Annotated in this window: 29 protein-coding genes and 1 tRNA gene; 9 read left to right on the forward strand and 21 right to left on the reverse strand. The window is 48.8% G+C overall.

What is annotated here, in order from left to right:
• Nucleotides 1-448: 448 nt before the first annotated feature.
• Entirely contained in the window at nucleotides 449-646 is a 198-nt protein-coding gene (locus QXU03_05770) for a pH regulation protein F (GenBank protein ID MEM2171240.1), read from the reverse strand.
• Between the two features lie 310 nt (nucleotides 647-956).
• On the opposite strand from QXU03_05770, the gene QXU03_05775 reads away from it, so the two are divergent.
• From QXU03_05775 to QXU03_05790, 4 genes are read left to right on the forward strand one after another with little or no spacing between them, the layout of a single operon-like run.
• Complete coding sequence (locus QXU03_05775) at nucleotides 957-2,471, forward strand: SPFH domain-containing protein (GenBank protein MEM2171241.1); 1,515 nt, start codon at nucleotides 957-959, stop codon at nucleotides 2,469-2,471.
• Nucleotides 2,472-2,484: 13 nt separating this feature from the next.
• Nucleotides 2,485-3,513 (forward strand): hypothetical protein, encoded by a 1,029-nt coding sequence (locus tag QXU03_05780; protein MEM2171242.1) that lies wholly within the window; start codon nucleotides 2,485-2,487, stop codon nucleotides 3,511-3,513.
• Between the two features lie 6 nt (nucleotides 3,514-3,519).
• Nucleotides 3,520-4,980: a hypothetical protein gene (locus QXU03_05785; GenBank protein ID MEM2171243.1), complete on the forward strand. Its 1,461-nt coding sequence runs from the start codon at nucleotides 3,520-3,522 to the stop codon at nucleotides 4,978-4,980.
• A gap of 4 nt (nucleotides 4,981-4,984) precedes the next feature.
• Nucleotides 4,985-5,332, forward strand: a complete 348-nt coding sequence (locus tag QXU03_05790; GenBank protein MEM2171244.1) for a hypothetical protein — start codon at nucleotides 4,985-4,987, stop codon at nucleotides 5,330-5,332.
• A gap of 101 nt (nucleotides 5,333-5,433) precedes the next feature.
• Here the strand turns inward: QXU03_05790 and QXU03_05795 are convergent.
• Nucleotides 5,434-5,508, reverse strand: a tRNA-Arg gene (locus QXU03_05795).
• 8 nt (nucleotides 5,509-5,516) lie between these two features.
• On the reverse strand, nucleotides 5,517-6,176 hold the full coding sequence (locus QXU03_05800) for an endonuclease V (protein ID MEM2171245.1): 660 nt from the start codon (nucleotides 6,174-6,176) through the stop codon (nucleotides 5,517-5,519).
• 62 nt (nucleotides 6,177-6,238) lie between these two features.
• Between QXU03_05800 and QXU03_05805 the strand changes: the two genes are divergently transcribed.
• Entirely contained in the window at nucleotides 6,239-6,796 is a 558-nt protein-coding gene (locus QXU03_05805; protein ID MEM2171246.1) for a nucleotidyltransferase, read from the forward strand.
• Between the two features lie 86 nt (nucleotides 6,797-6,882).
• Nucleotides 6,883-7,068: a 50S ribosomal protein L40e gene (locus QXU03_05810; GenBank protein MEM2171247.1), complete on the forward strand. Its 186-nt coding sequence runs from the start codon at nucleotides 6,883-6,885 to the stop codon at nucleotides 7,066-7,068.
• Between the two features lie 16 nt (nucleotides 7,069-7,084).
• Here the strand turns inward: QXU03_05810 and QXU03_05815 are convergent, their stop codons facing one another.
• Nucleotides 7,085-8,074 (reverse strand): lysylphosphatidylglycerol synthase domain-containing protein, encoded by a 990-nt coding sequence (locus QXU03_05815; protein MEM2171248.1) that lies wholly within the window; start codon nucleotides 8,072-8,074, stop codon nucleotides 7,085-7,087.
• A 138-nt stretch (nucleotides 8,075-8,212) separates the two neighbouring features.
• Here QXU03_05815 and prf1 point away from each other — a divergent pair, with 138 nt between their 5' ends.
• Nucleotides 8,213-9,295: a peptide chain release factor aRF-1 gene (gene prf1, locus QXU03_05820; protein MEM2171249.1), complete on the forward strand. Its 1,083-nt coding sequence runs from the start codon at nucleotides 8,213-8,215 to the stop codon at nucleotides 9,293-9,295.
• An 82-nt stretch (nucleotides 9,296-9,377) separates the two neighbouring features.
• Here the strand turns inward: prf1 and QXU03_05825 are convergent, their stop codons facing one another.
• The 17 genes from QXU03_05825 to moaA are packed head-to-tail and all read right to left on the reverse strand — an operon-like array spanning nucleotide 9,378 to nucleotide 22,044.
• Complete coding sequence (locus QXU03_05825; protein ID MEM2171250.1) at nucleotides 9,378-10,376, reverse strand: complex I subunit 1 family protein; 999 nt, start codon at nucleotides 10,374-10,376, stop codon at nucleotides 9,378-9,380.
• A gap of 8 nt (nucleotides 10,377-10,384) precedes the next feature.
• Entirely contained in the window at nucleotides 10,385-10,744 is a 360-nt protein-coding gene (locus QXU03_05830) for a hypothetical protein (GenBank protein MEM2171251.1), read from the reverse strand.
• 6 nt (nucleotides 10,745-10,750) lie between these two features.
• A complete protein-coding gene (locus QXU03_05835; protein ID MEM2171252.1) occupies nucleotides 10,751-12,361 on the reverse strand; it encodes a proton-conducting transporter membrane subunit in 1,611 nt (536 codons plus the stop codon).
• 12 nt (nucleotides 12,362-12,373) lie between these two features.
• Nucleotides 12,374-12,886 carry a Na+/H+ antiporter subunit E gene (locus QXU03_05840; protein ID MEM2171253.1) on the reverse strand — a complete coding sequence of 171 codons (513 nt, stop codon included), beginning with the start codon at nucleotides 12,884-12,886 and terminating at the stop codon, nucleotides 12,374-12,376.
• A complete protein-coding gene (locus tag QXU03_05845) occupies nucleotides 12,883-13,275 on the reverse strand; it encodes a sodium:proton antiporter (GenBank protein ID MEM2171254.1) in 393 nt (130 codons plus the stop codon). Before QXU03_05845 ends, QXU03_05840 begins: the two co-directional genes overlap by 4 nt.
• 5 nt (nucleotides 13,276-13,280) lie before the next feature.
• Nucleotides 13,281-14,099, reverse strand: a complete 819-nt coding sequence (locus QXU03_05850) for a Na(+)/H(+) antiporter subunit B (GenBank protein MEM2171255.1) — start codon at nucleotides 14,097-14,099, stop codon at nucleotides 13,281-13,283.
• Nucleotides 14,099-14,359 carry a hydrogenase subunit MbhD domain-containing protein gene (locus tag QXU03_05855; protein ID MEM2171256.1) on the reverse strand — a complete coding sequence of 87 codons (261 nt, stop codon included), beginning with the start codon at nucleotides 14,357-14,359 and terminating at the stop codon, nucleotides 14,099-14,101. The genes QXU03_05850 and QXU03_05855 overlap by 1 nt, the downstream gene beginning before the upstream one ends.
• Nucleotides 14,356-14,733: a monovalent cation/H(+) antiporter subunit G gene (gene mnhG / locus QXU03_05860; protein MEM2171257.1), complete on the reverse strand. Its 378-nt coding sequence runs from the start codon at nucleotides 14,731-14,733 to the stop codon at nucleotides 14,356-14,358. Before mnhG ends, QXU03_05855 begins: the two co-directional genes overlap by 4 nt.
• A gap of 1 nt (nucleotide 14,734) precedes the next feature.
• Nucleotides 14,735-15,019 carry a monovalent cation/H+ antiporter complex subunit F gene (locus QXU03_05865; protein MEM2171258.1) on the reverse strand — a complete coding sequence of 95 codons (285 nt, stop codon included), beginning with the start codon at nucleotides 15,017-15,019 and terminating at the stop codon, nucleotides 14,735-14,737.
• Entirely contained in the window at nucleotides 15,016-15,411 is a 396-nt protein-coding gene (locus tag QXU03_05870) for a 4Fe-4S binding protein (protein MEM2171259.1), read from the reverse strand. Before QXU03_05870 ends, QXU03_05865 begins: the two co-directional genes overlap by 4 nt.
• Before the next feature lie 5 nt (nucleotides 15,412-15,416).
• Entirely contained in the window at nucleotides 15,417-16,628 is a 1,212-nt protein-coding gene (locus QXU03_05875; GenBank protein ID MEM2171260.1) for a nickel-dependent hydrogenase large subunit, read from the reverse strand.
• 3 nt (nucleotides 16,629-16,631) lie between these two features.
• The gene (locus QXU03_05880) at nucleotides 16,632-17,081 is read right to left on the reverse strand and encodes an NADH-quinone oxidoreductase subunit C (GenBank protein MEM2171261.1); all 450 of its coding nucleotides are present in this window, start codon (nucleotides 17,079-17,081) and stop codon (nucleotides 16,632-16,634) included.
• The gene (gene nuoB / locus QXU03_05885) at nucleotides 17,074-17,550 is read right to left on the reverse strand and encodes an NADH-quinone oxidoreductase subunit NuoB (protein MEM2171262.1); all 477 of its coding nucleotides are present in this window, start codon (nucleotides 17,548-17,550) and stop codon (nucleotides 17,074-17,076) included. The genes QXU03_05880 and nuoB overlap by 8 nt, the downstream gene beginning before the upstream one ends.
• 48 nt (nucleotides 17,551-17,598) lie before the next feature.
• Nucleotides 17,599-19,932, reverse strand: coding sequence for a carbamoyltransferase HypF (gene hypF / locus QXU03_05890; GenBank protein ID MEM2171263.1), 2,334 nt, complete (start codon nucleotides 19,930-19,932; stop codon nucleotides 17,599-17,601).
• Between the two features lie 43 nt (nucleotides 19,933-19,975).
• Nucleotides 19,976-20,659, reverse strand: coding sequence for a molybdenum cofactor biosynthesis protein MoaE (locus QXU03_05895; GenBank protein MEM2171264.1), 684 nt, complete (start codon nucleotides 20,657-20,659; stop codon nucleotides 19,976-19,978).
• The gene (moaC, locus tag QXU03_05900) at nucleotides 20,652-21,113 is read right to left on the reverse strand and encodes a cyclic pyranopterin monophosphate synthase MoaC (protein MEM2171265.1); all 462 of its coding nucleotides are present in this window, start codon (nucleotides 21,111-21,113) and stop codon (nucleotides 20,652-20,654) included. The genes QXU03_05895 and moaC overlap by 8 nt, the downstream gene beginning before the upstream one ends.
• Nucleotides 21,082-22,044 carry a GTP 3',8-cyclase MoaA gene (gene moaA, locus QXU03_05905; protein MEM2171266.1) on the reverse strand — a complete coding sequence of 321 codons (963 nt, stop codon included), beginning with the start codon at nucleotides 22,042-22,044 and terminating at the stop codon, nucleotides 21,082-21,084. Before moaA ends, moaC begins: the two co-directional genes overlap by 32 nt.
• An 86-nt stretch (nucleotides 22,045-22,130) precedes the next feature.
• On the opposite strand from moaA, the gene QXU03_05910 reads away from it, so the two are divergent.
• Together QXU03_05910 and QXU03_05915 are read left to right on the forward strand one after the other, a co-directional pair.
• The gene (locus QXU03_05910; protein ID MEM2171267.1) at nucleotides 22,131-23,030 is read left to right on the forward strand and encodes an ARMT1-like domain-containing protein; all 900 of its coding nucleotides are present in this window, start codon (nucleotides 22,131-22,133) and stop codon (nucleotides 23,028-23,030) included.
• Complete coding sequence (locus QXU03_05915) at nucleotides 23,030-23,380, forward strand: MGMT family protein (protein MEM2171268.1); 351 nt, start codon at nucleotides 23,030-23,032, stop codon at nucleotides 23,378-23,380. The genes QXU03_05910 and QXU03_05915 overlap by 1 nt, the downstream gene beginning before the upstream one ends.
• Nucleotides 23,381-23,454: the final 74 nt, after the last annotated feature.

A 23,454-nucleotide genomic window follows, 5' to 3' on the forward strand; every position in this document is an offset into this window, starting at 1 on the left:
GTGGAGAACCTAGCTACTAAGCCCATGTTTTCTCTGTCTCTCTTGTAGGATTGTTTTGAGACACTTAGTATTGATGCTTATTTAATGGGTTGTATGTGTTGTGTAGGATTGTCGCTACTAGTTGTCTTATGTGAGCTAGAGGTTGGAGCTGTTATTAGTACTTAGTGCTATTATTATGCATATTGTTGTAGGTATAATCCGTTGAGGCCGTGTTCTGCTATTGAAATTAGTGATACCTATTAGTGGCGTTATTGTTCCACCTACTATTGTGATTGTTGCAGCATGTGCTCTTAGGTAGAAATATTGTAGTTTTAATATACCTACTATTTCGAATACTCCTCCTAATCCTAGTTAGGATTATACCGGTTGTTTTTAGTATCTCTGTGAGTATGTTGATACCCGTAATCACTTTTTATCCCTCTCGTAGTGTACCATGAGATGTAGATGTCTAAAGTGTGTATGCCCATAGTGCTATTGGGATCATGCATACTGCGAGGATATGCCTACTTGATAGTGATATCATAGCCATGAATACCGCTAGATCATAGCTCAGTGTATCAATAGCTAGTACTCGGTCAAATACTCTTGATCCACGCATAACTCCGTATAGGAATAAGACGGCTGAGAGTAAATAGAGTATGATCATGGCCTCCAATAGTGGTTTTACAAATGATCTTCCCTGCCTTTCCCGGGAACTGAATTCTTTTTAATGGATTCTTGTTTTATACAACAGCCCTATCTTCTTTCCTCGGTGAAATGTCCACGAGACCACAGTATTCGAGATGTGAATAGTCTCAATCCTCCTCACATAGTTATTACCTCGATGAGTAGGCCTACAGGGGTAGTAGCCCGAAAGCCTCGCCCCTTCAAGACAGAGAGAAAACCAGCCCGAGAAACCCTATTGCTGCAAAAACTTTATTAATATTCATAGTCAACATTATTAAACACTGAGACTCGTGGAAACGGAGTTGAACATGACCGAGACTAAACCCGAGTTGAAACTATACGAGAAACTACTTATGATCTTTCCTGGGTACCGTGGATACAAGGAAAAAGAGCTAATAAGAGAAACCGATAAAATAGTCCGAGAGCAACTATACCGGAGACTAAAGAACATCATTAACATACTTAGAGATATCCAAGTTGACCTCTCATCGAGAAACAAAATCACCGATGCCCTCGAGATAGAGAGACTAGTCTACAGCATAGATACAATAGCAACTAGAACAAAACACGCTCCACACGGGTACAAACCACTATTCTACGTAGTCAAAGTAGATGAAAAAGACTTATCAAAACTACTAGAACACGACCTCTCCCTCAGCGAAATAATTGATAAACTAGTAAAAGCAACCGAGACACTTAGAGAGAAAACAACGCGTGGAGAAGACATCAAAGCAAGTATTAGAGAGATACAAGTCAAAGCTGGCAGAAAGAGACAACATAATCACAAGCACAGGTGTAAGACAATGAGCAAGAAAACAAATGTAATAGAATGGGTTAACCCAGGACCAGATGACATACTATGGGTATACCCATACGAAGATATCAGATGGGGTAGCATAATAGTAGTGAAAGAGTACGAAGTAGCAGTATTCATGCGTGATGGAAAAGTATACGATGTCCTCCCACCCGGTAGACACATGATTACAACACAGAATATACCACTATTAACAAGAGCATACAACCTAGTAATGGGATACGGGGAAACACCATTCAAAGCAAACATAGTCTACGTCTCACTAAAGCAATTCAGAGGGAGATTTGGATTATCAACGAGAGTTAAGCTAGGTCCAAGAACATTATACATGACAGAGCTACAAGCATATGGAGAATACTGGTTTAGAATAGCAGACCCAGTGTTATTCCTAACACAAATAGCTGGAGCAGTGCAAAGAATAGATACACAGAGCGTAACAGAGTTCCTGAGAGGATACATGGTTCAAAACCTAATAGAACAACTCAGCAACTACACAGCTATAGATGTCTACTCAAGACTAGGCGAAGTAGTATCAAAGATAAAAACGGGAATACTATACGATGCCTTCAAAAGCAGAGGAATAGAGCTAATAGATATACGAGTATCAGGAATATCACTACCACAACTAGAGAAAATGGAGAAAGAAGACCCAACATATGGACTACCACTACTCCTAGCAATACAGAAAGGAGATGAGGACAAGGCACTTGAGATCATTAGAACGGTTGAGAGCCTGAGAGCCCTTGGAAAAGCACCAGGAGCGGGGATACTAGGAGCATTAATAGCAATGCCAGGACTACTACAACCAATACAACCAGCACCGCCTCAACAACCACCCCCGCAACCACAGCCAACACAGCCACAGCAACCATCAACAAGCATAGCTGACAAACTACGAGAACTCAAAAAACTCCTAGATGATGGATTAATAACACAAGAAGAATACGAGGCAATGAGAAAGAAGATCCTCGAGGAGTTCACGAGGAAATAGGTGAACTAAGAAAATGGCGTGGAAAATATGGAAAAACGAGACAGAGAGATTTGAAGAGGAGATGAGAAAAGCATTTGACAATAGAAATAAAAATAAGATCGAGAAAGCAATAGAGCACTTCGCGAACGCATATAAAATAGCAAATAGCTCCAGTGACCCAAGCCTACGCGAGAAAGCAAGAATAGCGTATGCATACATGTTAATATACAACGCTATACAATACAAAAGCACCGATATACTTAAAAATACCTTTGAATACCTAGCAAGTCTACCAGGAGACATCGAGCTCGACCTAGCACTACCAAGACCAGTAAAAGTAGGTGAACTGGTAGAAGACTTCAAGATCCTCAGCTTACTCTCATCTATACCAAGCATAGAGCTCGAGAACGCATCAAGTATCAACCTCGAAGAAGCGAGGAGAATAAGAGAAGTCGGAGAGTACCTATTATCAAAAGGAAGCAAAAGACTAATACTAGAAGACATATTCAACATTAAGGAGCCAATGAATATAATTGCCTTGAGACTACTAGGATACTCAAAGCTAATAGAAGCCACTCACATTGAAAAAGAAGATCTAAACAAAAGCATAGAGCTATACGCGGAGGCACTAGTATACTTCCAACAAGCAGCTGATAAAATAGCAAGCAACGTGATGACAAAGATAGAGAAACTAGGCAAGGCAACAAAGTGCTGGATATGTGGTAGAGCTATACAAGGCGAGGACGTGAACTTCATATACCTTGATAGCTTTCTCACAAAGTACATCGTTGAGAAATACAGCGGTGACGCCCCTGGAATACTGATATCTGAGCATGGAAAAATAGCAACGTGTAGTGCGTGCTATGGTGTCATATATAACTTAAGCGATAAAATAGCGAGACACTACTATCAAGAAGCAATGAAAGCACTAAGAGAACTTGAACAAAGACTCCTTGCAATAATAAGTCAATTACAAGCTCAGATAAACATGCTACAAACACGAATAACAAGCATAGAGTCATCTATCTCATCACTAAGAACAACCATAATGTTCAAAAGGTAGAACACAGTGACAATCGTAGTAGAGAAGCTTAGATGCACTAATTGCGGGGCACCACTACCACAACTAAAACAAGGAGAGTCCTTTATAAAATGCGACTACTGTGGCTTCATAAATCGCATATATGACTCAACAACATACATGGAACAATTAAAAAGAGAGATATCCAAGTGGATCTCCCAGATACTACCACAATATACATCTCTATCCACGATAGCGGACCCCGTTGCAAGACATCATCTATTCCAAGGATATGTAAAACCAAGACTAATCCCAATAAGTGTAAATGCTAAGACAACATACATAGAGACAATACACAAGCCCTTCATAGCGCTCAACCCCATATACAGCCAAGCATGCAAAGAGCCAAAATCACTATTCGAAGAGTCTATTAAAATAGAAAGTGTATCAGAACTAGCTATAAGCGACGAAGATAAATCATTCATTAGTGATACACATCGATATCTCACCGTATCCGCTTACATATGCAATGCATTAATAGACGCCAACGAAGAGAAATACACCGAGAGCGCGAAGAACATTGATGAAGCATTACGATACCTAGAAAACACCGAGGATAAAACCCTAGTAGCAAGGTTGAAAATCGCGAAGTCCACATACACAGCATTAAGCGAACTATATAATAAAAACACACAGGCATCGCATAGCTTAATCGGGTTGGCACTCTCACAAGTAAACGAGCTATTAAACATGAAGGAGGCAGCATCCAAGCCCAAATACCAAGGTGCACTAGAGATCGAGAGAGACCTTATCAACTTAGTAAAGAACATTATTGAAATATCCAATATATACTTCGAGAATGGACTAGATCCGCTAACCCCAGCTCCAATAATAAAGAAAATACTTACATACATAACTCGCAGCGTTAAAGACCATAATAGACCATTAAAAGACGCAGTAGAGGTTATTACCCACTGCAAGAAAACTATCTTGTCAAGATTTAGAAGAGCCAGAGTCAAAGTGCTCGGAGAGGGAGATACATACCTCCCATTCTACGTTGTGGGCGTAAGTATAACTTATACATCTGGGTTACTTTTCAAGAAAGGGCATGGATCGAGGATAGATCTATTGATCTCCGCTGCATTCCCAACTCTACCAGCTATAAGCGACGTATTCGGACTATACACGGGTAGATTAGTAAACCTGGAGAAAGAAACTGACAAACTAGAATCAATAAGTAGTCTCCTTGAAAACACTAGAGAAGACTACCTCGGTAAGAACACAGTCCTACCATTAATATCACATGTAATAGCTGAAAGCATGATTGATAAGTACCTTGAATACATCGGAGCCAGGTATCATGGTAAGATAAAACTATCAACAACACAGGCAAAAGAGGATATTATATATGTGGGTTGTATGCTAGATAAAGGAGGTTTCAAGCCCTCTATACCACTAACTCCTTTAAGCAGTATTGATTATAATGTATTAAAAGAGATTATGGTGTAGTTTCATGGTGTTAAAGATAAGATTTATACACGACTTCATAGTGTTTACTATATGCCTAGTGATTGGGGTAGCCCTGACATATGTCTACCCAGTTGCACTCTCGATAGCTATATTCATACTATTCTATGGCTCCTGGCTACTAATAACGAGCTCTATAACGCATATAGAGCATGTATATGCATTAAATCCACGTGTCGCCAGGTCCTCTCTGGCATCAATACTGGTGTTGATATCAACATTGGTTATTTTAAGAGCAATACATCTCGAAATAAGGCTCGCATTGATTACGTTTTTAATCGTATTGATGATTCTAGCTATATACGTATACTACTTATCAAAACGCAGTAGATAAGTGGAAAGCAAATTAATAGTTCACCAGGCTATTTCATTAGATAAACTTAAACAATACTTACCACTACACTATGTGAATAGCATACGAGTGAGTAATGTTCACGGGCCCGCCGGGATTTGAACCCGGGTCCTCCGGCTCCGCAGGCCGGCGCCCTATCCTGGCTAGGCGACGGGCCCTGTACTACTTAACGGTACTTTGCTTTAATTACTTTTGTATACTCGTCAGCTATTTGCAGAGGTATTGGTAGTCTCTTCTTCTCAGTGAGTAGGCTTTTCACGAGCTTGACTGCGTCTTCCAGCCTCACCCTGTAGCCTACGCTAACGTAGAGTAGGGCTCCTTCGTGTTCCAGTACTTCGCCTACGGGCTTCCCGTGAGCGTGTATGAGTTTTCGGCCTCCCCTCTCAATGATTTCTCCGTACAGGTGGCTTTTAGCCACCCCTATGCTGGGCTTCCCGAGCACTAGGCCCATGTGAGTTGCTATTCCGAATGCCCGTGGATGGGATAGCCCGTGACCGTCTACTAAGACCACGTCAGGCACCGTGACTATTTTTCTTAAAACCCTCATGTAACCCGGCACTTCCCTAAACGCCAAGAGCCCGGGTATGTACGGTACGTGTACCCTTACCGCCGAGTATGCCTTTTCAACTACTCTCGAGTTCGCGAGGTCGTATACAACGATGACAGCACACTGAGTACTACGCGCGTACGAGGAGTCGAATGCCCCAACGTAGCGGATCTTACTGAAATCCAGTGGTGGAAAGGCATCCAGCTCTTCGAGCACTCTGCGTGAAAGCAACAACTGTAGTTTCATTGCCCTCTCAACGCTGAAAATCGCGACCACCACTCTAAAAACGCCTACTTCAATTTATTATTCTCCCTGGCCCCAATAACATATCGGGTGCGTGCATGAAGTACAGCATGGAGGAGCTCGTAGAGGTTTACAGGGAACTGGTCGAAGAGGGGGTGAATGCGGTGGTCATCGGTAACACGTGTGTGCAGTTAGCGCTCGGGTACACGGAGCTGGAAGGGGATCTAGACCTTTTCGTCGTAGACCCGAGCCCCATCGCGGAAAGGGACTTCTACTACCAGCTAGCCGAGAGAAAGGGGTGGGACTTGACCACTACGGAGATTGGGGCTCCCGCGCTGGTGGTGCCCTTGAGGGAGGGAAACCTCATCGTGGAGCTTTACGAAAACTACATGGACATAGACGTACCCCTCGAAATACTGGAAGATGCCCAGGAGTACAGGGTTAGGGGTGTAAGAGTGAGAGCGCTGAAGCCCGAGTACTACCTAGTGCTCAAGGCGAGGCAGGGAGTAGACCTAGACAGGCTTAAGCGGTACGTGGCTCACTTAAAGGAGCGTGGACTGAACACAAAGCTAGTGGAGTACGCGGCATCCCACTACCCGGAAGACGAGAGGGAAGTCATAGTGGAAAGGCTTCGTGACGCGGGCTTAGAGTTGTAGCGGGGAGGAGGGTTTTTAAGTCCCTGTCTGTATTTGACACTACGGTGTAGGGAAGCGCTCGAAGCCACAGTAAACGGGGTGATATCGTGCCAATAACTGATCCGGAGCTACTGAAAATAGTTTCGGCGAGAGTGCTGAATAGGTACGTGTGTAGGCGTTGTGGCGCGCTGAACCCTCCAGGCGCGACTAAGTGTAGGAGGTGTAAATCCAAGGGCACCCTCAGGCCGAAGAAGGCGCTTAAGGCCGGTCCAAAGGCCACAAAGACAGCGTAGCCCGTAGTAGGCCGTATTAAGCATGTTCACCGGCTTCGTCACGTATATTCTTAGGTCTCTTTAGTAGTACGAGTAGCCCTATCAATACCGGCACAAAGAAGTACAGCACGCGGTAAGCTACTACGGTATCCGCTGGAAGCGCTAGTGATAGGCCGTACTCGGCAACCCCACTACCACCCGGGGTCGGTAGGATGCTAATAGACTGCATCAAGTAGTAGGCGGACACGGATCTCCATAGAAGCCCCATAACGCCGGAATGGGCAACCTCGCTACACGGTATGAGAGGTATTAGTGAAACCGACCACAAGGTGTGCACGAGAAATGTCAGTGCCCAGGTCAAGGCTTTCAGCTTAGTGGTCACCCTTGACGATACCTCGGTATAATGCCCTTTAAACCGGGTAAGGGGGTACACCAGCTTGTCGAGGTATTTACCGACTAGCGACCCCTTCACGCGCTTACTACCAAAAATTCTCCTGCACAAGAAGCCCGTGATCTTGTCAAGGCTACTGAACACGACGATCCAGAGAGCGCCTGCAGACACCGACGTGATCAGCACTGGTAAGCCGAGTGGCATGTAGTTTAAGCTCACTGCAGCGCCCATCGCGCACGTCAAGATCACGTCGAAGTACACCTCGTAAATTGCGAGCGCGTAAGCTTCAAGGAAACTCAAACCAGTCCTCGTGGAGATGTAGTATGCTCTCGCAGGTTCGCCGCCAATGGAAGATGGCGTCATCTTCGCCAAGACATCACCAGCGAATCGGGCCTTAACGCACACTCCAAGCGAACACCTTAACCCGGGCTTAAATGCCCGGAACAGGAGCTTCAACCTGATGGCGGAAACAAACCACCCGGCTAGTAGTAATGCCGCGGAGAGCAGTACGCCGCAGACCGTGACATTTAGAGCACGGACGTTCATCAGGGTCGAGTACGCTAGGAGCACCGTTACAAAGATGATCGTGGTTGCCGCGAGCCTCCTCGCGAGCCCCCTTAAGCCTACCTCGTTCAACGCTTAATACCTCAACACGTTTATTAGGGTACTAGGCGCGTATCACTATATTCACGGATAGCTCTTATAGAAGGGGCCGGGTTATGAGCTTTTAGCTATAATGAAGAGCAGTTGGAAAAGTTAAAAGTAGATAAGCAAATGCTACGCGAAATCATAAAGGAGCTCGCAAAGTGGAAAGCTCACGCAACTGTACTGTTAAGCCTGTACATACCGCCGGGAAGGCCCATAAGCGACGTCTTAGCCCTGCTCAGGCAGGAAATATCCGTAGCTGACAACATAAAGCTGAAAAGAACTAGAAATGCCGTAGAGTGGGCCTTAAACGTCGCATACGATAGGTTGAGTAAAGTACCAAAGACGCCCGAAACAGGGCTAGTCCTCTTCGCCGGCATGAACCCCGACACCGGTGAAACGATAGTACTGATGCTCGTACCGCCCGAAAAGGTCCCCATATTCTTCTACAGGACAGATAAGTACTTCCACACGGAGTTTCTCGAGGAAATGGTCTCTGAGAGCAGTGTAGCCGGGTTGCTGATCGTGGAAAGGGACGCGGCGACAATAGGCTTGCTTAAAGGTAACAAGTTAGAGGTGGTCGAGGAGCTTGAGGCCTACATTCCCGGTAAACACCACAAAGGTGGTCAGAGCCAGAGGAGGTTTGACAGGATAATAGAGCAGATGGTCGAGGAGTTCTACAAGAAAGTTGGTGAACGCGCTAATAGCGTATTCCTGCCACTACTCGAGCAGGGCAAGCTCAAGTTAATAGTCATTGGAGGCCCCGGATACGCTAAGCACGACTTCGTTCACGGAAACTACCTAGATTACAGGCTCCTGCAGATCACCGCCTCCCAGCTCGTCGACGTATCTTACCAGGGAGAGGTCGGGTTGAGAGAACTTATTTCCAAGGCGGGGGACATCCTCGAGGAGTACGAGTACGCTGACTCCATGAAGTACCTGGAGGAGTTTAAGTACCACCTGGCAAAAGATGACGGGCTAGTAGTTTACGGTGAGGAGGAGGTGAAGCTGGCGCTAGAGCAAGGACTACTAAAAACACTACTACTAGGTGAAACAAGAGAGGACTTAAGTCAGTGGCTTGAAGCCGCCTCTAGAGTCGGGGTAAAAGTCGTAGTTATAGGTAAAGACCTCCCTGAAGGGGAGTGGTTCAGTAGAACTTTCAACGGGGTAGCCGGTATTCTGAAGTTTAAAGCGGGAGGAGCTAGGTCTTAGGTACGTGGCTTTAGGAACGAAGCGAACGCCGCCAACGAGCTCGGATCTTCCCGGTGTAAACGGTGCTCCTCGGCGCATTAGACTAGCCGAAGAGGGCTGCGTGCGTGAAAGCGAGGATCAGAGCTATTATCGAGGGTAACAGGCCGTACTTCATCACCAAGGCTATTCCCTGCTCTATTCTCCTACGGCCATACGAGGCCCTGACCCACGTCAGTACGAACAGCACTACGAGGAACTTAACTATCAGTAGCGCGGCCCCCTCGAAGCTCAAGTGCCTGTAGGGGTAGGGCCCTCCGATGAACACGTACGTTATCAGGATGGCAGAAAACGCGAATTTAACGTCATGTGAGAGATTGTATAAAGCCAACACGCTCCCCGAGAACTCGGTCATGTGACCCGCTATAAGCTCTTGCTCTGCTTCGGGTATGTCGAAGGGCTTGAGGCCTAGCTTAGCCTGCGTGGCCACTATCATCGATAGCAAGGCTAGAGCCATCGACGCGAACGACAGGGGAGAGGCTAACCAAGCCCTCCACGAGTTCGTAGCTGCACACGTGACGGAGTATGGGAGATCGCAGTGAGGCGTTAGTACCACCATCGGTACCAGGATCGAGCCGAACACTACTGGTTCCACCACCACCGTTAACGCTATTAGCCTCGACAAGCCGGCGATGACGAAGGGGTTGGGGTAGGCTAAGACTGCTAGTAATATCCCGGTGAAGTGCCACACCGCGTAGAGGTATACTAAGACGATGACATCGTAGGGAGCAGATAGCCTTACCGGCGATATTGGCAACAATAGCATTGAGGCTATGACGGACGCTATTGATATTCCCAAGCCTACTTCTGCCAGTAGTGTTGACGAGTATTTCTGCTTTTTAACTTCCTTGGCTAGAAGCAGCTTTAGCAGATCCGCCAGCGGCTGGAGTAGCCCTAGAGGGCCTGTATACGACGGCCCCATTCTATTCTGCATCCTAGCCGTGGCCTTTCTGTAAAACCATTCACCGAAGAGCGCTAGCGTGGCTGAAAATACAAGTCCTGGAAATACCAGCACCGCGAATATAGTGTAGAGGAGCTCGCTCACCAAGGGCCTCACCAAACCACGTAAACGATCAGCGCTATTAACGCTATGAGCAGCACCAGCCCGAGCCACATACTCATGTACCCGTACCAGTCATTGAGGACGCCCGTGTGAACGGAGTCTCTAAGCGTTTCAAAGGCCCTTCTCCACGCCTTCCGCACGATGCCCCAGTAAAGTGCGAGAACGCTGGGTATCTTGCGCCTCAGTACTTCTTCGCCTTCACCGCCAATGTACATCTCAGCGCCTTCGGTCGACATCCTACCACGTCTAGCCACCACGACTATGGCCACCGTGATCAGCGCAACGAGGATCGTGGCCCCCGTTAGGATCAGGCTTAACCCTACTATGTCTAAATTACACGTCACGACCATGCCCGTTCACCTGCCTAGAAGACTGGCCATGTAAGCCAGAAACACCTCTATGTACTTCTTGTAGCCATACATGGCCGAGCAGACGTCTTCCAGGTACTCGTAAAGCCCCACGGGCAGTAGGGTACCCAGGAGAACTAGAATGACCGCGAGCAGTAGGCCCGGTAGCGAGAACCTCATGTCCTCCTTTACATTTAAACCCTTAACGCCGGTACCGAAGACCATGAGTAAAAGCTTCGCGTAGCCCATGACGCTTATGGCCGTCGCTAATATGACCATTAGCGCTATTACTGGCTGCGAAACCTCTAGTGCTGCCTGGTATATCATTAACTTGCTGAAGAACCCGCCGAGGGGTGGTAGCCCTACCAGGTTTAAGACGCCCAAGACCACGCTCGTGCCAGCCACGGGCATGTACCTCCCCACACCTGCAAGGGCATCAATGTCGCGGCTACCAGAGGCCTTCTCCAAGGCCCCTACTGCCAAGAACAACATCGAACTTGTCACCACGTAGTTAACCATGTGGAATATTGCCGCCATCAACGGCAACCTGCCCTCCTGTGAGAACGCCGTTAATCCCAGCGCCATGTAGATGAAGCCCACGTGGCTTATAGAGCTGTAACCCAGTAACCTCTTCGCGTCTCTCTGCAAAGCCATCATGACCCCCCCGACAATGGAGGCAACTACGCCCAGAGCTAGTAGCACGTACAAGACGGTTGACCTAACGCCGTTCTCCGCGAGTATGGAGTCCGGTCCGAATATGGTGAAGAGGTAGCGTATAACAACGTACGTTGACGCCATTTCCGCCACCGGTAGCACGGCCGATACGGGTGTGGGGGCCTCGCTTATCGCGTCAGGTAGCCAGAAGTGGTTTGGAAACAGCGCTGACTCTAACGTGAATACCCAGATAATAATAGCCATGGCTATGGCCGTGGCGACGCGTATATCTGCGAAGTAGCCGCCACTAAGTAGCGCGGACTGGTAGTAGCCGAACTCTGAAGGCCTCGACTTTATGGCTAAGTCCGCCATGTTAAGCGTCTGGTAGCTTCCATATATTAGTAGAGTCGAGAAGAAGTACAGTACGAGCGCCACGATGCTAACTAGGGAGTACTTTATCGCGGCCTCCACGGCTTCTGCCCGCGTCCTGTGGAATGCCACCAGCACGTAGAGGGATATGCACATCACCTCCATCATCACGAAAAGATTAAAGATGTCCCCGGTGTAGAAAACCCCCATAACGCCCGCCGTAAAGCCCAGTACGGCCGTGTAAATGTAAGATAGAGTTGAAGGCTTGTAGTTCTCCAAGTAGCTTGTAGACGCCACAACGGATAGGAGTACTATGATAGACGCTAGAAGTGCCAAGGAGGCGCTAAGCTTGTCCACTATGTAAGCAATGCCTATGGGAGGAGGCCAGCCGCCGAACGGGTAGAGAGCCACGTCTACGCCGGTGAAGATGTTTCGCGCTATGATTCCAGCGATAACGGTCGCCGTAGCTACCACCACGATCGCGTAGAGCATGAAGAATTTCCTGCTCTTCACGAACAAGCCGAGTAGCGGCGTTATGAAAGCCAAGGAAACGAGAAATGGAGGTACCAGCCCGTAGAGGATGTCGAGGTACTGCATGCACGACACCCCTTAGTCGAATACCCGTTTAGAGTACTTCTCGAAGGTTTCCGATATCATCTTGTGGCACTCCTCAGGCTCAAACGCTTTAACGTCTATCCAGTGAACGTAGAAGCATCTTCTTTCCTCGTCCACGTCAACGACGACCGTACCCGGCGTGTTGGTTATGGAGTTAGCTACCGCCGTTATCCCGTAAGCCGACGAGACCTTAACGGGCACCTTGACTATACCTGGGTTTATGGGCATTCTCGGGCTTAAGATTCTCCTAATAACGTCTACGTGGGCTTTAACCTCGTCTATGAAGAAGTAGTGCAGTGCGTACGCTATAAGCCACGCCCATCTCTTAACATCGAATACCTTTGAAGCGTTCGTAAGTAGGATGTTTGCTGTAACCGCTCCCACTAGTACCGACGTTACCAGGCCCGTGACTATGTCGTACACGGTCGCCGAGCCAGAGAAGACTATGTAGGTCACAAACACTAGTAGCGTTACGGGTATTGCCCTTGACCACCTACCCACGCTCATCCCCTCAATTTAGCTATTTTCCTAACGTCGGTTGTACCATAAATACGGTAAATCTGTGTAGTTATAAATATCAGGAAGAGAGTTACAGCGAGGCCTATGACTATAGCTGTAAGGACTAAAGCCTGGGGTACCGGGTCCACGGCCTTGGCAACGAAGAGCTCCACGTCTTCGGGTCTCGGCGGTATCGACACTAACACTGGAGGTATCGGGTTCGGCTCGGCGTACCTAAACCCTATAAGAACGGCTAAGAGGTTTACGGTGTCACTGAATATTGTAAGAGCTATTATCTTCTTCACGAGGCTGGGCCTCGCGAATATACCATACAGGCTCAGCCCCACGTTTATGATCATGGACAACATAACGACGTTGAATAGGAATACAGGCGTCATCTCCACTAATCCTCACCCTTTAAAACAACCTCCTTCGCAGGTGCCTCGGGCACCGTTATAAGGATGAGTAATGCAACGAATCCGAACGCAACCGCGAACATTTCAGCTACGTTGAATAGTAAAAGGGTTCCACCTAGTACAGTGGCGTCTCCTACGTATGAGGGTATGCCGTAAGGTGCCCCCACCTTTGGCTGGTTTTGGAATATATACGCGTAACCTCCACGAGTTAAGGCTACTAGTAGAACTAGGTACGTGGTAACCGCTATTGCCGCCAAGCCGGCACTCCTGAGGAGAACTGCCCGTTTCACGGGCACTCTCTGGGCTAAGAAGTGCACCGAGAAGGCGATGATCATTAGCATGGGTGCCACTGCTATGGTAGCCCCTCCTTGGAAGCCTCCACCCGGTGTTAAGTGTCCGTGAAATGCTATTGAGATCCCAACAGCCACAATCATGATCGTCGTCAGCCTGGTGACAGTCTTCACTATTAATGAGAGGCCGCCTCCTCCTGAACCCGGTCCCGGTACCCTTTCCCCGAGCCCTCTAAAGATCATGAGGGCGCCGACGATCGCCAAGAACATCACGGACGTTTCGAAGAGCGTATCCAGCCCCCTGTAGTCCCAAACTATGGCTGTTACGGCCTCTGGTGATAGGGGGCTTAGGGCGAAGTTTGTATTAAATGTGGTGTTCAAGTAGATCTTGGCGAGAGAACGCACTTCGAGTGGTGGCATGTAAAGGCTTATGCCCCCCACCGTAAAGGCCGTGCCAAGCCCTATGGTCAGTAGAACTAGCGACGTTATTACAACTAGGTGTAAGTAGCTCCTCATCATTCACCACCCTCGAACCTCTCCGTCTTCTTAATTAAGACCAGTACTAGTGCGGTGTAAAGGCCAACCGATACAGGTATGTACGTTAAAAATATGTCAGGGGCCATTATCAGGTAGAATATTAGGGCGTAAAGAGAGCTCTGCAGTGCTGAATATATTACGGCCTTTACGAGGTCCTTTTCTATTACCGCAAGGTATACTGCTACGATGGAGAGTAACGCGGATGTTGCCATCAGCAAGTAGTAGATTAAGACGATCACGACCCACCACCTTTCCCTCTGTCCTCTTCGAGCTTATCCACGACTTTCGGGTAAACTACAGCGGCTCTAGACCTGTGAGCAGCCCTCGCAATGGCGTGCGATCCCGCGGGAGCCAGGAAGAGGAGCAGCAATGCAGTTATAAACGATGCTCCCGCCACGAACCACCTGTAGGGTCCGAGAAAGTCTGCTCCCAGGGCTATCAGCGTAACGCCAATCAGTGGAACGAACGCCCCTCCAATAGTCCCCACAGTGAGTGCGTGGAGCCTTACGAAGAAGTTGGGGAACCTGAGCATTCCCACCGCTCCGAGAAGGTCACATACTGCCCCGATGATTACGAGGATTTCGCCAACCACTATTAGAATCCATTCCAGCATTTCACTCACCGAACTCCTTTGCCTCAAGGTACTTGGCCATGTAAACGTCTAGTGCATAAGCCCAGAGCATGAGGACTATGGCACAGGAAATGAGTATAGGTGATTTGAAAAGCACGGATAGAACAGCTAAGAGCACAGCCATATCGTACGACAGGGCATCCACGGCTATGACCATGTCGGGTATTGTAGGTCCTTTAAGGAGCCTAATGATGTAAAGAACTATCGACACTATGAATAGGGGTATGACGAGCGTTAGTACCGTCATAACGTGCGCCTCCACGCTCATTGTTTCACCTCCGTGGCTTTGAGCGTTTTAAGTGTAAGGTCCTCGGAGCTTATTTCCCTAGACGACGAGAGCTGATATGTAGGCGTGACTATAAATGCGTTTACCGGGCACACCTTAACACACCTGTAGCAAAAAACGCACGCCATGTAGTTTACAACGGGGTAGAGACCTCTGAGGTTGTGTTTGAGCTTCACGTTTTCAGGTAGTTTTTTCATCTCTATGGCCTTAGCTGGGCATTCAAGGGAGCAAAGCGTGCACCCGGTGCACTTGCCAAGATCGGCGTAAAAAGCGCCTCTGAGGTCTTCTTCGACGGTTATTTTCGCCTTTTTAGGGTATTCTATCGTCGAGGGCCTCGAGAAGAAGTTCTTCAAAGCCTCCTTTAGGACGCTCATACGCGCTAGCACCTTCTCCGGGCCAGGTAATTAAGCGGAACTCTTTTCTCGCCCCCGCCCTTCAGGTCAATCACCGTGACCCTCTCCATGCAGGATATACAGGGGTCGTAGCTTACAAGTATGACCGGTACATCAGCTACACTGTGCCCCACGTAGCTAAATGCACTGTTTATCACGTTTACTGCAGACGGTGTCCGTATCTTGACACGGTAGGGATTGGTGCCTCCAGTGCTGATGACGTAGTATACGAGCTCGCCACGAGGTGCCTCGACGCGGGCGTACGCCTCTCCTGGAGGAAACGTCCTCGGAAGCTTCTTCTCGTCAACTACCGCGGGGCCTTCTGGTAAGTGTTCGAGGATGTACTTACACATCTCTAAGGACTCTAGTGCCTCGTCCCACCTGACGAGCATCCTAGCTAAGGAGTCACCTTCAGGCCTCGTCACAATGCTCCATGGTACTTCTCCATAGGCATCGTGCTTGTCCTCCGCTCTTACATCGCTTTTAACACCGCTCGCTCTGAGTACCGGCCCCACCAGTGAGTGGTTGAGCACATCAATAGGTTTAAGCTTACCCACTTCGGCTAGCCTACTGTGGATCGTTGAGTCCTCCTCGAACAGCTTCCTGTAGTACCTAAGCCTGGGTTCGAGCCTTTTCAGTAGGCCTAGAATCTTTTCACGCTTTAGACCGTCTATGTCTCTTCTAACGCCGCTAAACATGTGTATTTCAGCTAAAACTCTATTTCCAGCAAGCACTTCTTTCGCTTTCATGACGAGCTCCCTATCCCTCATTATGTACATGAACAGCGTGTCGAACCCTATTACCTCGGCCATGATCGCGTTTATGAGCATGTGACTGTGCACCCTCTCAAGCTCCATGGCTAGAACCCTTATGTACTTAGCCCGCTGTGAAGGTTCTAGCCCGGCGATGTGTTCAACCGCCCTCGTATAGCAGTTTTCGTGAACGGTATTACATATCCCGCACACTCTTGAAGCGATGAACTTGCCCTTGTAGTATGAGTTTTTCTCCATCAGCTTCTCTATCCCCCTGTGGTTGTACCCCGTGTTTATTTCCGCGTGAACGACTTCTTCGCCGTCCGCATATATTTTCAGCATTACGGGCTCGTGAATTGCCGGGTGCTGGGGGCCTATGGGTATTTCCAGCGATATCGGTATTTTTAACAGCGTGGTCGCGTCTTTGACGGCTGATTCCGTGTCCATACGCTACACCTGCGCATCTTTTCGCAGTGGGTGCGTTCCTTGGGAAGCAACGTCGAGAGGGACGAAGAACCCTCTTCTCAAGTACCTGTTCCCGACGAACTCCACGCCGAACAGATCGTAGATCTCGGCCTCGGCCGAAAATGCGCCCGGCATGATGTCGATTATCGTGTCTACTCGGGGACTCGTTTTAGGCGTCGACGTTCTAATTACGATGGTCTTACCCAGCGAGACTATGTGTACGAAGTAGTTTAACTCAAAGACGTTTTCTTTTACCCTGTCGACACCTGCTATCGTGGCCAGGTACACGTTACCGCTAAAACTGTTTTTAAGGACCTCCATAACCTCCCTAATCCTCGATGCCTCAACGACGTAGACGTCTCTGCCTGGTTTAATAACCTCCTTCCTAACAGTGTAAGGCTTTAAGGCGTCATCTACGCTTAAAAAGCTACTCAGTGAGCCTCACCTCGACTTTTTCCCTGCCGAGGAGCATTAGTATGGCACGGAGTATTTCCTCAGGCCTTGGAGGGCATCCCGGCACGTACGCGTGTACCGGTACTACCTTGTTAGCGCCTCCAACAACGCTGTAGCTACCCTTGAAGACGCCTCCATCGTACGCGCACGCACCTACCGCGACAACGTACTTTACGCTAGGCATCTGGTCGTAGAGCCTTTTCAGCCTCTCAGCTGCTTTTTTTGTTACTGCACCCGTAACTACGAGGACGTCTCCGTGCCTGATTGAAGGAGCTAGCTTGATGCCGTACCTCTCGGGGTCGTATAGGGGGGTTATAGCTGTGAGCACCTCTATATCGCAACCATTACAAGCCCCCGTATTGAAGTGCACGAGCCACGGGCTATACTTAATCATCTTGTAACTAGCCTTTTGAAGCCTCCTCGCCGCCGTCACTATAAGCACACCCACCATTCACTACTGTTAATGGGGGTTGGAATTATAAATCTTGCCCGGTTATGGCTACCCTGTTTCCTTGATCTTGAGTGACGCCGCCACAACCTGCCCGAAAGCAAGACCGCCGTCGTTAGGAGGTATCCTTCTCGGTAAGTAGGGATATAGGCCTTCTTCCCTTAGCCTATCCCGAATACCCCGGTGCATGAATTCGTTCACGGACGCGCCTCCCGACATGACGACGTAATCCACCCTCGTGCCCTTAATAGAAGCTAAGAGTAGGCTACCAATAGCATTTCCGAGAGAGTAGAGAAAGCCTCTCGCAAGTGAGGGGGCATCGTACTTGGACCTGTGCTCTACGAGCCAGTCAACCGCGCTGTCATAGTCGAGCCTGTACACGTCACCATCTCTGCGGACCTTGAAGTGGTCTATCACGATGACATTGCTACCTCTCCACGCCTCCGCTTCCAGCCATATGGCTGGTTCTCCCTCATACGTTCTCTCAATGCCCGGGTTGAGAATAGACGCCACGAGGTCGAGAAGCCTGCCCGTACTAGAAGCTGGGGTATATCTCTTAAGCTTTACCAGGGTATGCGCAGCCTTGCACTCGAACACCTCCTTCCCGTTCCTGACGTTCATGTACTTCAGGATTTCAGCGAGGTCGACACCTCTGAGAGAATAGTACGCGCATAGTAGCCTAAGGGGTATGTACGTATCCCTGTCACCAGTAAGAGGGAGGGGGTTTATGGAAGCTATTCGTTTAAAGCCGTAAGACTCCGTGTTAAAAACCACTACTTCGCAACCCCATATGGTCCCATCGGTACCCCAACCGACGCCGTCTGTTGCTATACCGGCGACCGTGCCTTCCAGTCCGTTGTCCACTGCAGCTCCCAGAACGTGAGCGTAGTGGTGCTGTATCTCGATCCACGGCGAGGATCTCAGCTTGGCGTATTCTAGCCCTAAGCGCCTGGAGTGGAGTTGAGGGTGCATGTCTACTACTATGTAGGGCTCATTTCTCAATCCAATATTGTAGTTCCTCGCGAGGAAGTCCACGTACTTCAGCATTTCTTTCTGTGCTTGAATGGAGTCTAGGTCACCAATGTACTGGGTTAAGACCACCCGGTTTTCGAACCCAACCGCACCCGCGGAGGCTAGATCTCCACCGAAAGCTATGAATTCCCCTCCAAGGTCTCTGTTGAGGTTTATCCACATTGGCGCGTATCCCCGGCTTCTACGGATCATTAGGTACTGATCGCCCGTCTTCCTGATAACACTGTCGTCTACCCTGTTCACGATTACCCGGTCGTGTACGAGGAAGTAATCGACGATCCTGGATAACCTCGACTTCGCGCACTCCTCATCCGTACACATCGGTTCGCCTGACACGTTTCCACTAGTCATTACCAGGAACTTATCGCGGGTGTTCATTAGGAGTAGGTAGTGTAGCGCGGTGTAGGCCACGAAAACACCTTCGTGGTACAGGCCCGGAGACACGTACTTCGAGACGGGAGAACCTTCTTTCTTGGGGAGTAGGAGTATGGGTGCTTGGGGAGAGTTTAAAAGGGCCTCGTCCACCTCATCCATGTGGACAAGGTCCCTTAAGACATCGGTATTGAGGCCCATGATGGCGAAGGGCCGGTGAGGCCTTTTCTTCCTCCTTCTTAATTCCAGTACTACGTCATCGTTTGAAGCCAGGGCGGCTATGTGATACCCTCCAATACCCTTAACCGCCACAATGAAGCCTTCATCGATGAGCTTTGAAGCCTGATATACTGGGTCTTCGGAATCTACTAGTTTGAAGTCCTTGTCAAGTAGATATGCACGAGGTCCATCTCTCGGGCAACTAATGCCCTCTGCGTGGTAGCGCCTTAAATTGCCGGGGTCATCGTACTCGCGGAGGCACTCATCACACAGTACGTACTTGTTCATTGCAGTGTTTTCTCGGTCATATGGAACCCTGTATATCATCGAGAACCTTGGACCACACCAAGCACATGAATTGAAAAGGTACCGGTACCTCCTGTTTTGGGGGTCTAATACCTCAGCGAGGCAGTCCTTGCAGATCGCGAAATCAGGCGGGATGTTCGACCTCGCAATAGCGTTTAAGTGACTTTTCTCGATGCTGAAATTCGTGTATCCACGAGGTTCCTCGATGGACATGTATACCTGGTCAAGAAGTGCGACCACGGGCTTGTCCTGGTGAAGGGCAAGTAGAAACTCGTAGACCCTGTCTTCGGGGCCCTCAATCCATATTTCGACCTCGCTTCCACCTACGTTTCTCACGTACCCGTAGATGTCAAGCCCGGTAGCCAGTCTCGATACGAAGGGCCTGAACCCAACTCCCTGCACAAGGCCTATTACTAGTAGCCGTACCGCTATCTGCTTCTGGTTTTCGTAGCTCATTAAGCCATCTACCTTGTCGCGGTGAAGCTATCGTCACTGCTAGCTACTCATTACTCGCCCGCCGCTGGTAGCGCTTAGCATCACCGACTACCCAGTACTCGCCATCCGACCTCCTTTCAAGCTTAAAGATCGGTACTTCTTTCTTAACTCGTTCGAGTATATTGCGCGTTGCATTTAATGCTGAAACCCTATTCTGGGCAACGGTGGCTATTATGACCGTCACGTCTCCGGGTTTACGCTTACCGAGGTAATGCCACAACACTACGGCATTTAGGCCGTGCTTTTCAGCCTCTTCGTGGGCAATCTTTTCGAGCTGTTTGAGTGCAACACTATTTACCGCGCTGTATTCGAGTTCGTAGACCTCGTGATCTTCAACGTATTTCTTAACGAAGCCTACAAAAACGCTCAAAGCGCCTGCTCCGGAATTCATTAACCCTTTCAACAGCTGGTTGAAGTCTACTTCCGAGTCCTCGTCGAGGATTTTGACGTCAACGAGCCTGCCACCACCAGAAAAAGGAGGGGCTACGTGCACGGTGGTGTCTCTATCTATAACGTAGTTTTCATCCACGACCTTGTCGTCTACGATTACGAGTTTTTCGAGATCTCGAGGCAGGGTGTACCTTTCTTCCAGGATCCTTAAGAGCTCTCTAACGGTTAAAGGCTCTTTAAGCTCTAACTCTATTTCGTTTCCAAGGACATCTTTGAATACCGAGTAGGTTTTAATCACGACCTTCAACGCTCACCTCCCGTTTTATTTTCTCCAGGACCTTGATCTCCGTGATCTCCGTGTACGGGTACCCACCTTTCTCGTCTTTCTCGTACTTCTTAACCATATCCCACACGTTGAGGAGTGCCACGGCAACGCCTACTAAAGCCTCCATTTCAACCCCCGTTTTCGCGGTTGTCTTAACCTTGACGTAGACTTTAACACCATCGTCTTCGACGTTGAACTTCACGTCCACGCCCGTAATCGGGATGTTGTGAGTTAAGGGTAGTATGTGCGGGGTTTGCTTGACTGCGTTTATGGCTGCAACGCTTGAAATCGTTAAAACATCGCCTTTCTCGACCAGGTTTCTCTTAATAAGCTCTACCGTGTCGCGCTTTAACCTGATAAACCCCGTCGCTGTCGCCTCTCTGTAGGCTTCATTTTTACTGGTTACGTCGATCATCCTGGCCGACACCACCACCCACCTCTAACTTGAAGTAGGGCATTCTAAGCTTCACTACCTCGTGAAGCGCGTTCATCAACCCTTCTCTGTCCCTCGCCTTAACACTCTTTAACACACATACCTTTAAGTCTTCAACGTAAAGGCACGGCTTCAAATACCCGTCCGGCGTCAACCTTAGCCTAGAACACCTACTACAAAACAGGTAATTCCCATACCCAATGACGACCTCGACTTTTATACCGCTGGCGAGAACGTAGACGGGCCTGTTGTGTAGTTCCCTGTAGTACTTAGCCGCGCTGTTTCTTTCCAGGAAGTCCACGATGGAGCCCAAGAACACGTGTTCTCGCCTATAGGTATCTAGTGGTACGCCGAGGGGTATGAGCTCTATCAGGTTGACGTCTAGACCGTTCTCCTCTGCAAACTCCAGTACCTTGAAAAACTCACCTAGGTTAGACTTCATTGCCAGGAAATTTATCTTAACCTTAATGCCGTACTTGAGGGCTTCTTTGACCCCTTCAACAATCCTGCTCACCGGCACGTAGCTACCGGTAACGTATTCGTATAGAGCTTTACTAAACGCATGTAGGCTTACGTTCAACCTATCTAAACCGGAATCTGCGAGGAGCTTCGCCTTCTCAAGTAGTAGTGAGCCGTTCGTGACCAGGGAGAGTTCGCGTGCGTGCGGTTTTATGCTCCTCACTATATCAGCTATATCGTCTCTAAGCAGTGGCTCCCCTCCACTGATTTTGTAGAATTTAATGCCCACGCTACTGGCGACTTCCGCTATGAAGCCGTAATCTTCGGCGTTCAGCACCTCCTCCGCGTGCCCTAGAACGCCCTCACTATGACAAAAAATGCACTTGTAGTTGCACTTGAGAGTTACGAGTATTCTAAGGCTGTCAATAACCCTTCCATACGGGTCTTCTAGCGTGGTGGTAAGCATTAAGTGAACCCCAATGGCCCGCTATCTATTTTACTGGTTGAAGTATTAATCCTTAACTACGTAATATGTAGCGCGTGGGGTCGGGCTTGAAACCAGAAATAGAGTGCTTAAGGTGCATTCTATCAACCAGGCTTAAGGAAGTAGAACAAGCCGGTGTCAACGCTAAGTTAAAATTAGAGTTCGCGAGAAAACTAGCATTAAAAGTGCTCGAAGGGTTTAGTCTTGACGCAGAGTTAACGGAGCTCGCCTCAGAGTTCTTCAGGTATGTGGCTCTAAACGTTCCAGGCGTCGTGGAGTACTACAGGGCGCTGAAGAGCGCATCGAATAGAAGGGCACTTGAAAACCTTCCGCTGCACATGGAGTACGCCTCAAGGCTTGAAGGCTTTAAGAAGTTTAACTACTTGGTTAGACTATCGGCGGTGGCTAACCTCGTTGACTACGGGGTTGCAGATCATAAGCCCCTCGAATACGCAATGACCCCTCACTTCGTGGAAGGATACGCCGTCTACAAGGATGACTCTCGCCTCCTATACGACCTGGTCGTAAGGGGTAGCTTGAAGATCGTCTGGCTCTTCGATAATGCGGGCGAGGCGGTATATGATACCCTGCTGATAAGCGAAATTAGGAAGTGGGGTAACGCCGTCTATGGCCTCGTAAAAGATGAGCCCGGGTTTCAGAATGACATTTCGCTAAGTGACGTAGAGCAGCTCAATTTAGGTAAGCTGGTTGACGGGATTAAGAGTTACGGTTGTAGCTGTTCAAGCATACACTTGAACCACGTCAGCGAAGGGGTGCGAAGCCTGATCGCGGAGTCTGACCTCGTAGTAGCGAAAGGGATGTCCCATTTCGAGTACCTCTCCGACATTGACCTCGGAAAGCCCGTGGTATTTATACTAGTCCCAAAATGCGATCCCGTAGCTAGGCGGATTGGAGAGGGATCTAGAGGGAAGATCGTGACTATATGGAGGAGTGGGGGTGCTCATTAATGCTCGTCGTGGAAAGGAGTGGTAAGGTTGTAAAGGTGAGGCGGCCGAATATGGATGACATATGTAACGCCGTTTACGCGTTAACGCAGTTAATACCAGTCGGCTATGTGACTAGCTACGGGCATATTGGAAAAGTCCTGGGCATACATCCACGTGTTGTCGCACGTTGCCTAAAGATCAACAAGAACGTAATCGTCGTGCCGTGTCACAGGGTGGTATACGGTTCGCGCGAACTAGGCGGGTACAGCGGCTTTGGTACAGACTTCAAGAGAAAAATACTCGAGCTCGAAGGAGTGACCTTTAAAGACAACAGGGTAGTGGCCAAGCACTTCGTCGATCTCCTCCTATAGAGCGCGCAGCTACTTTGCCTTGAAGCGGCTATCCGCGCGCCTCTACATTAATTACTTTAGTGCCAATTAAGTAA

Source organism: Desulfurococcaceae archaeon (genome assembly GCA_038845865.1).
GTDB lineage: Archaea > Thermoproteota > Thermoprotei_A > Sulfolobales > Desulfurococcaceae > UBA285.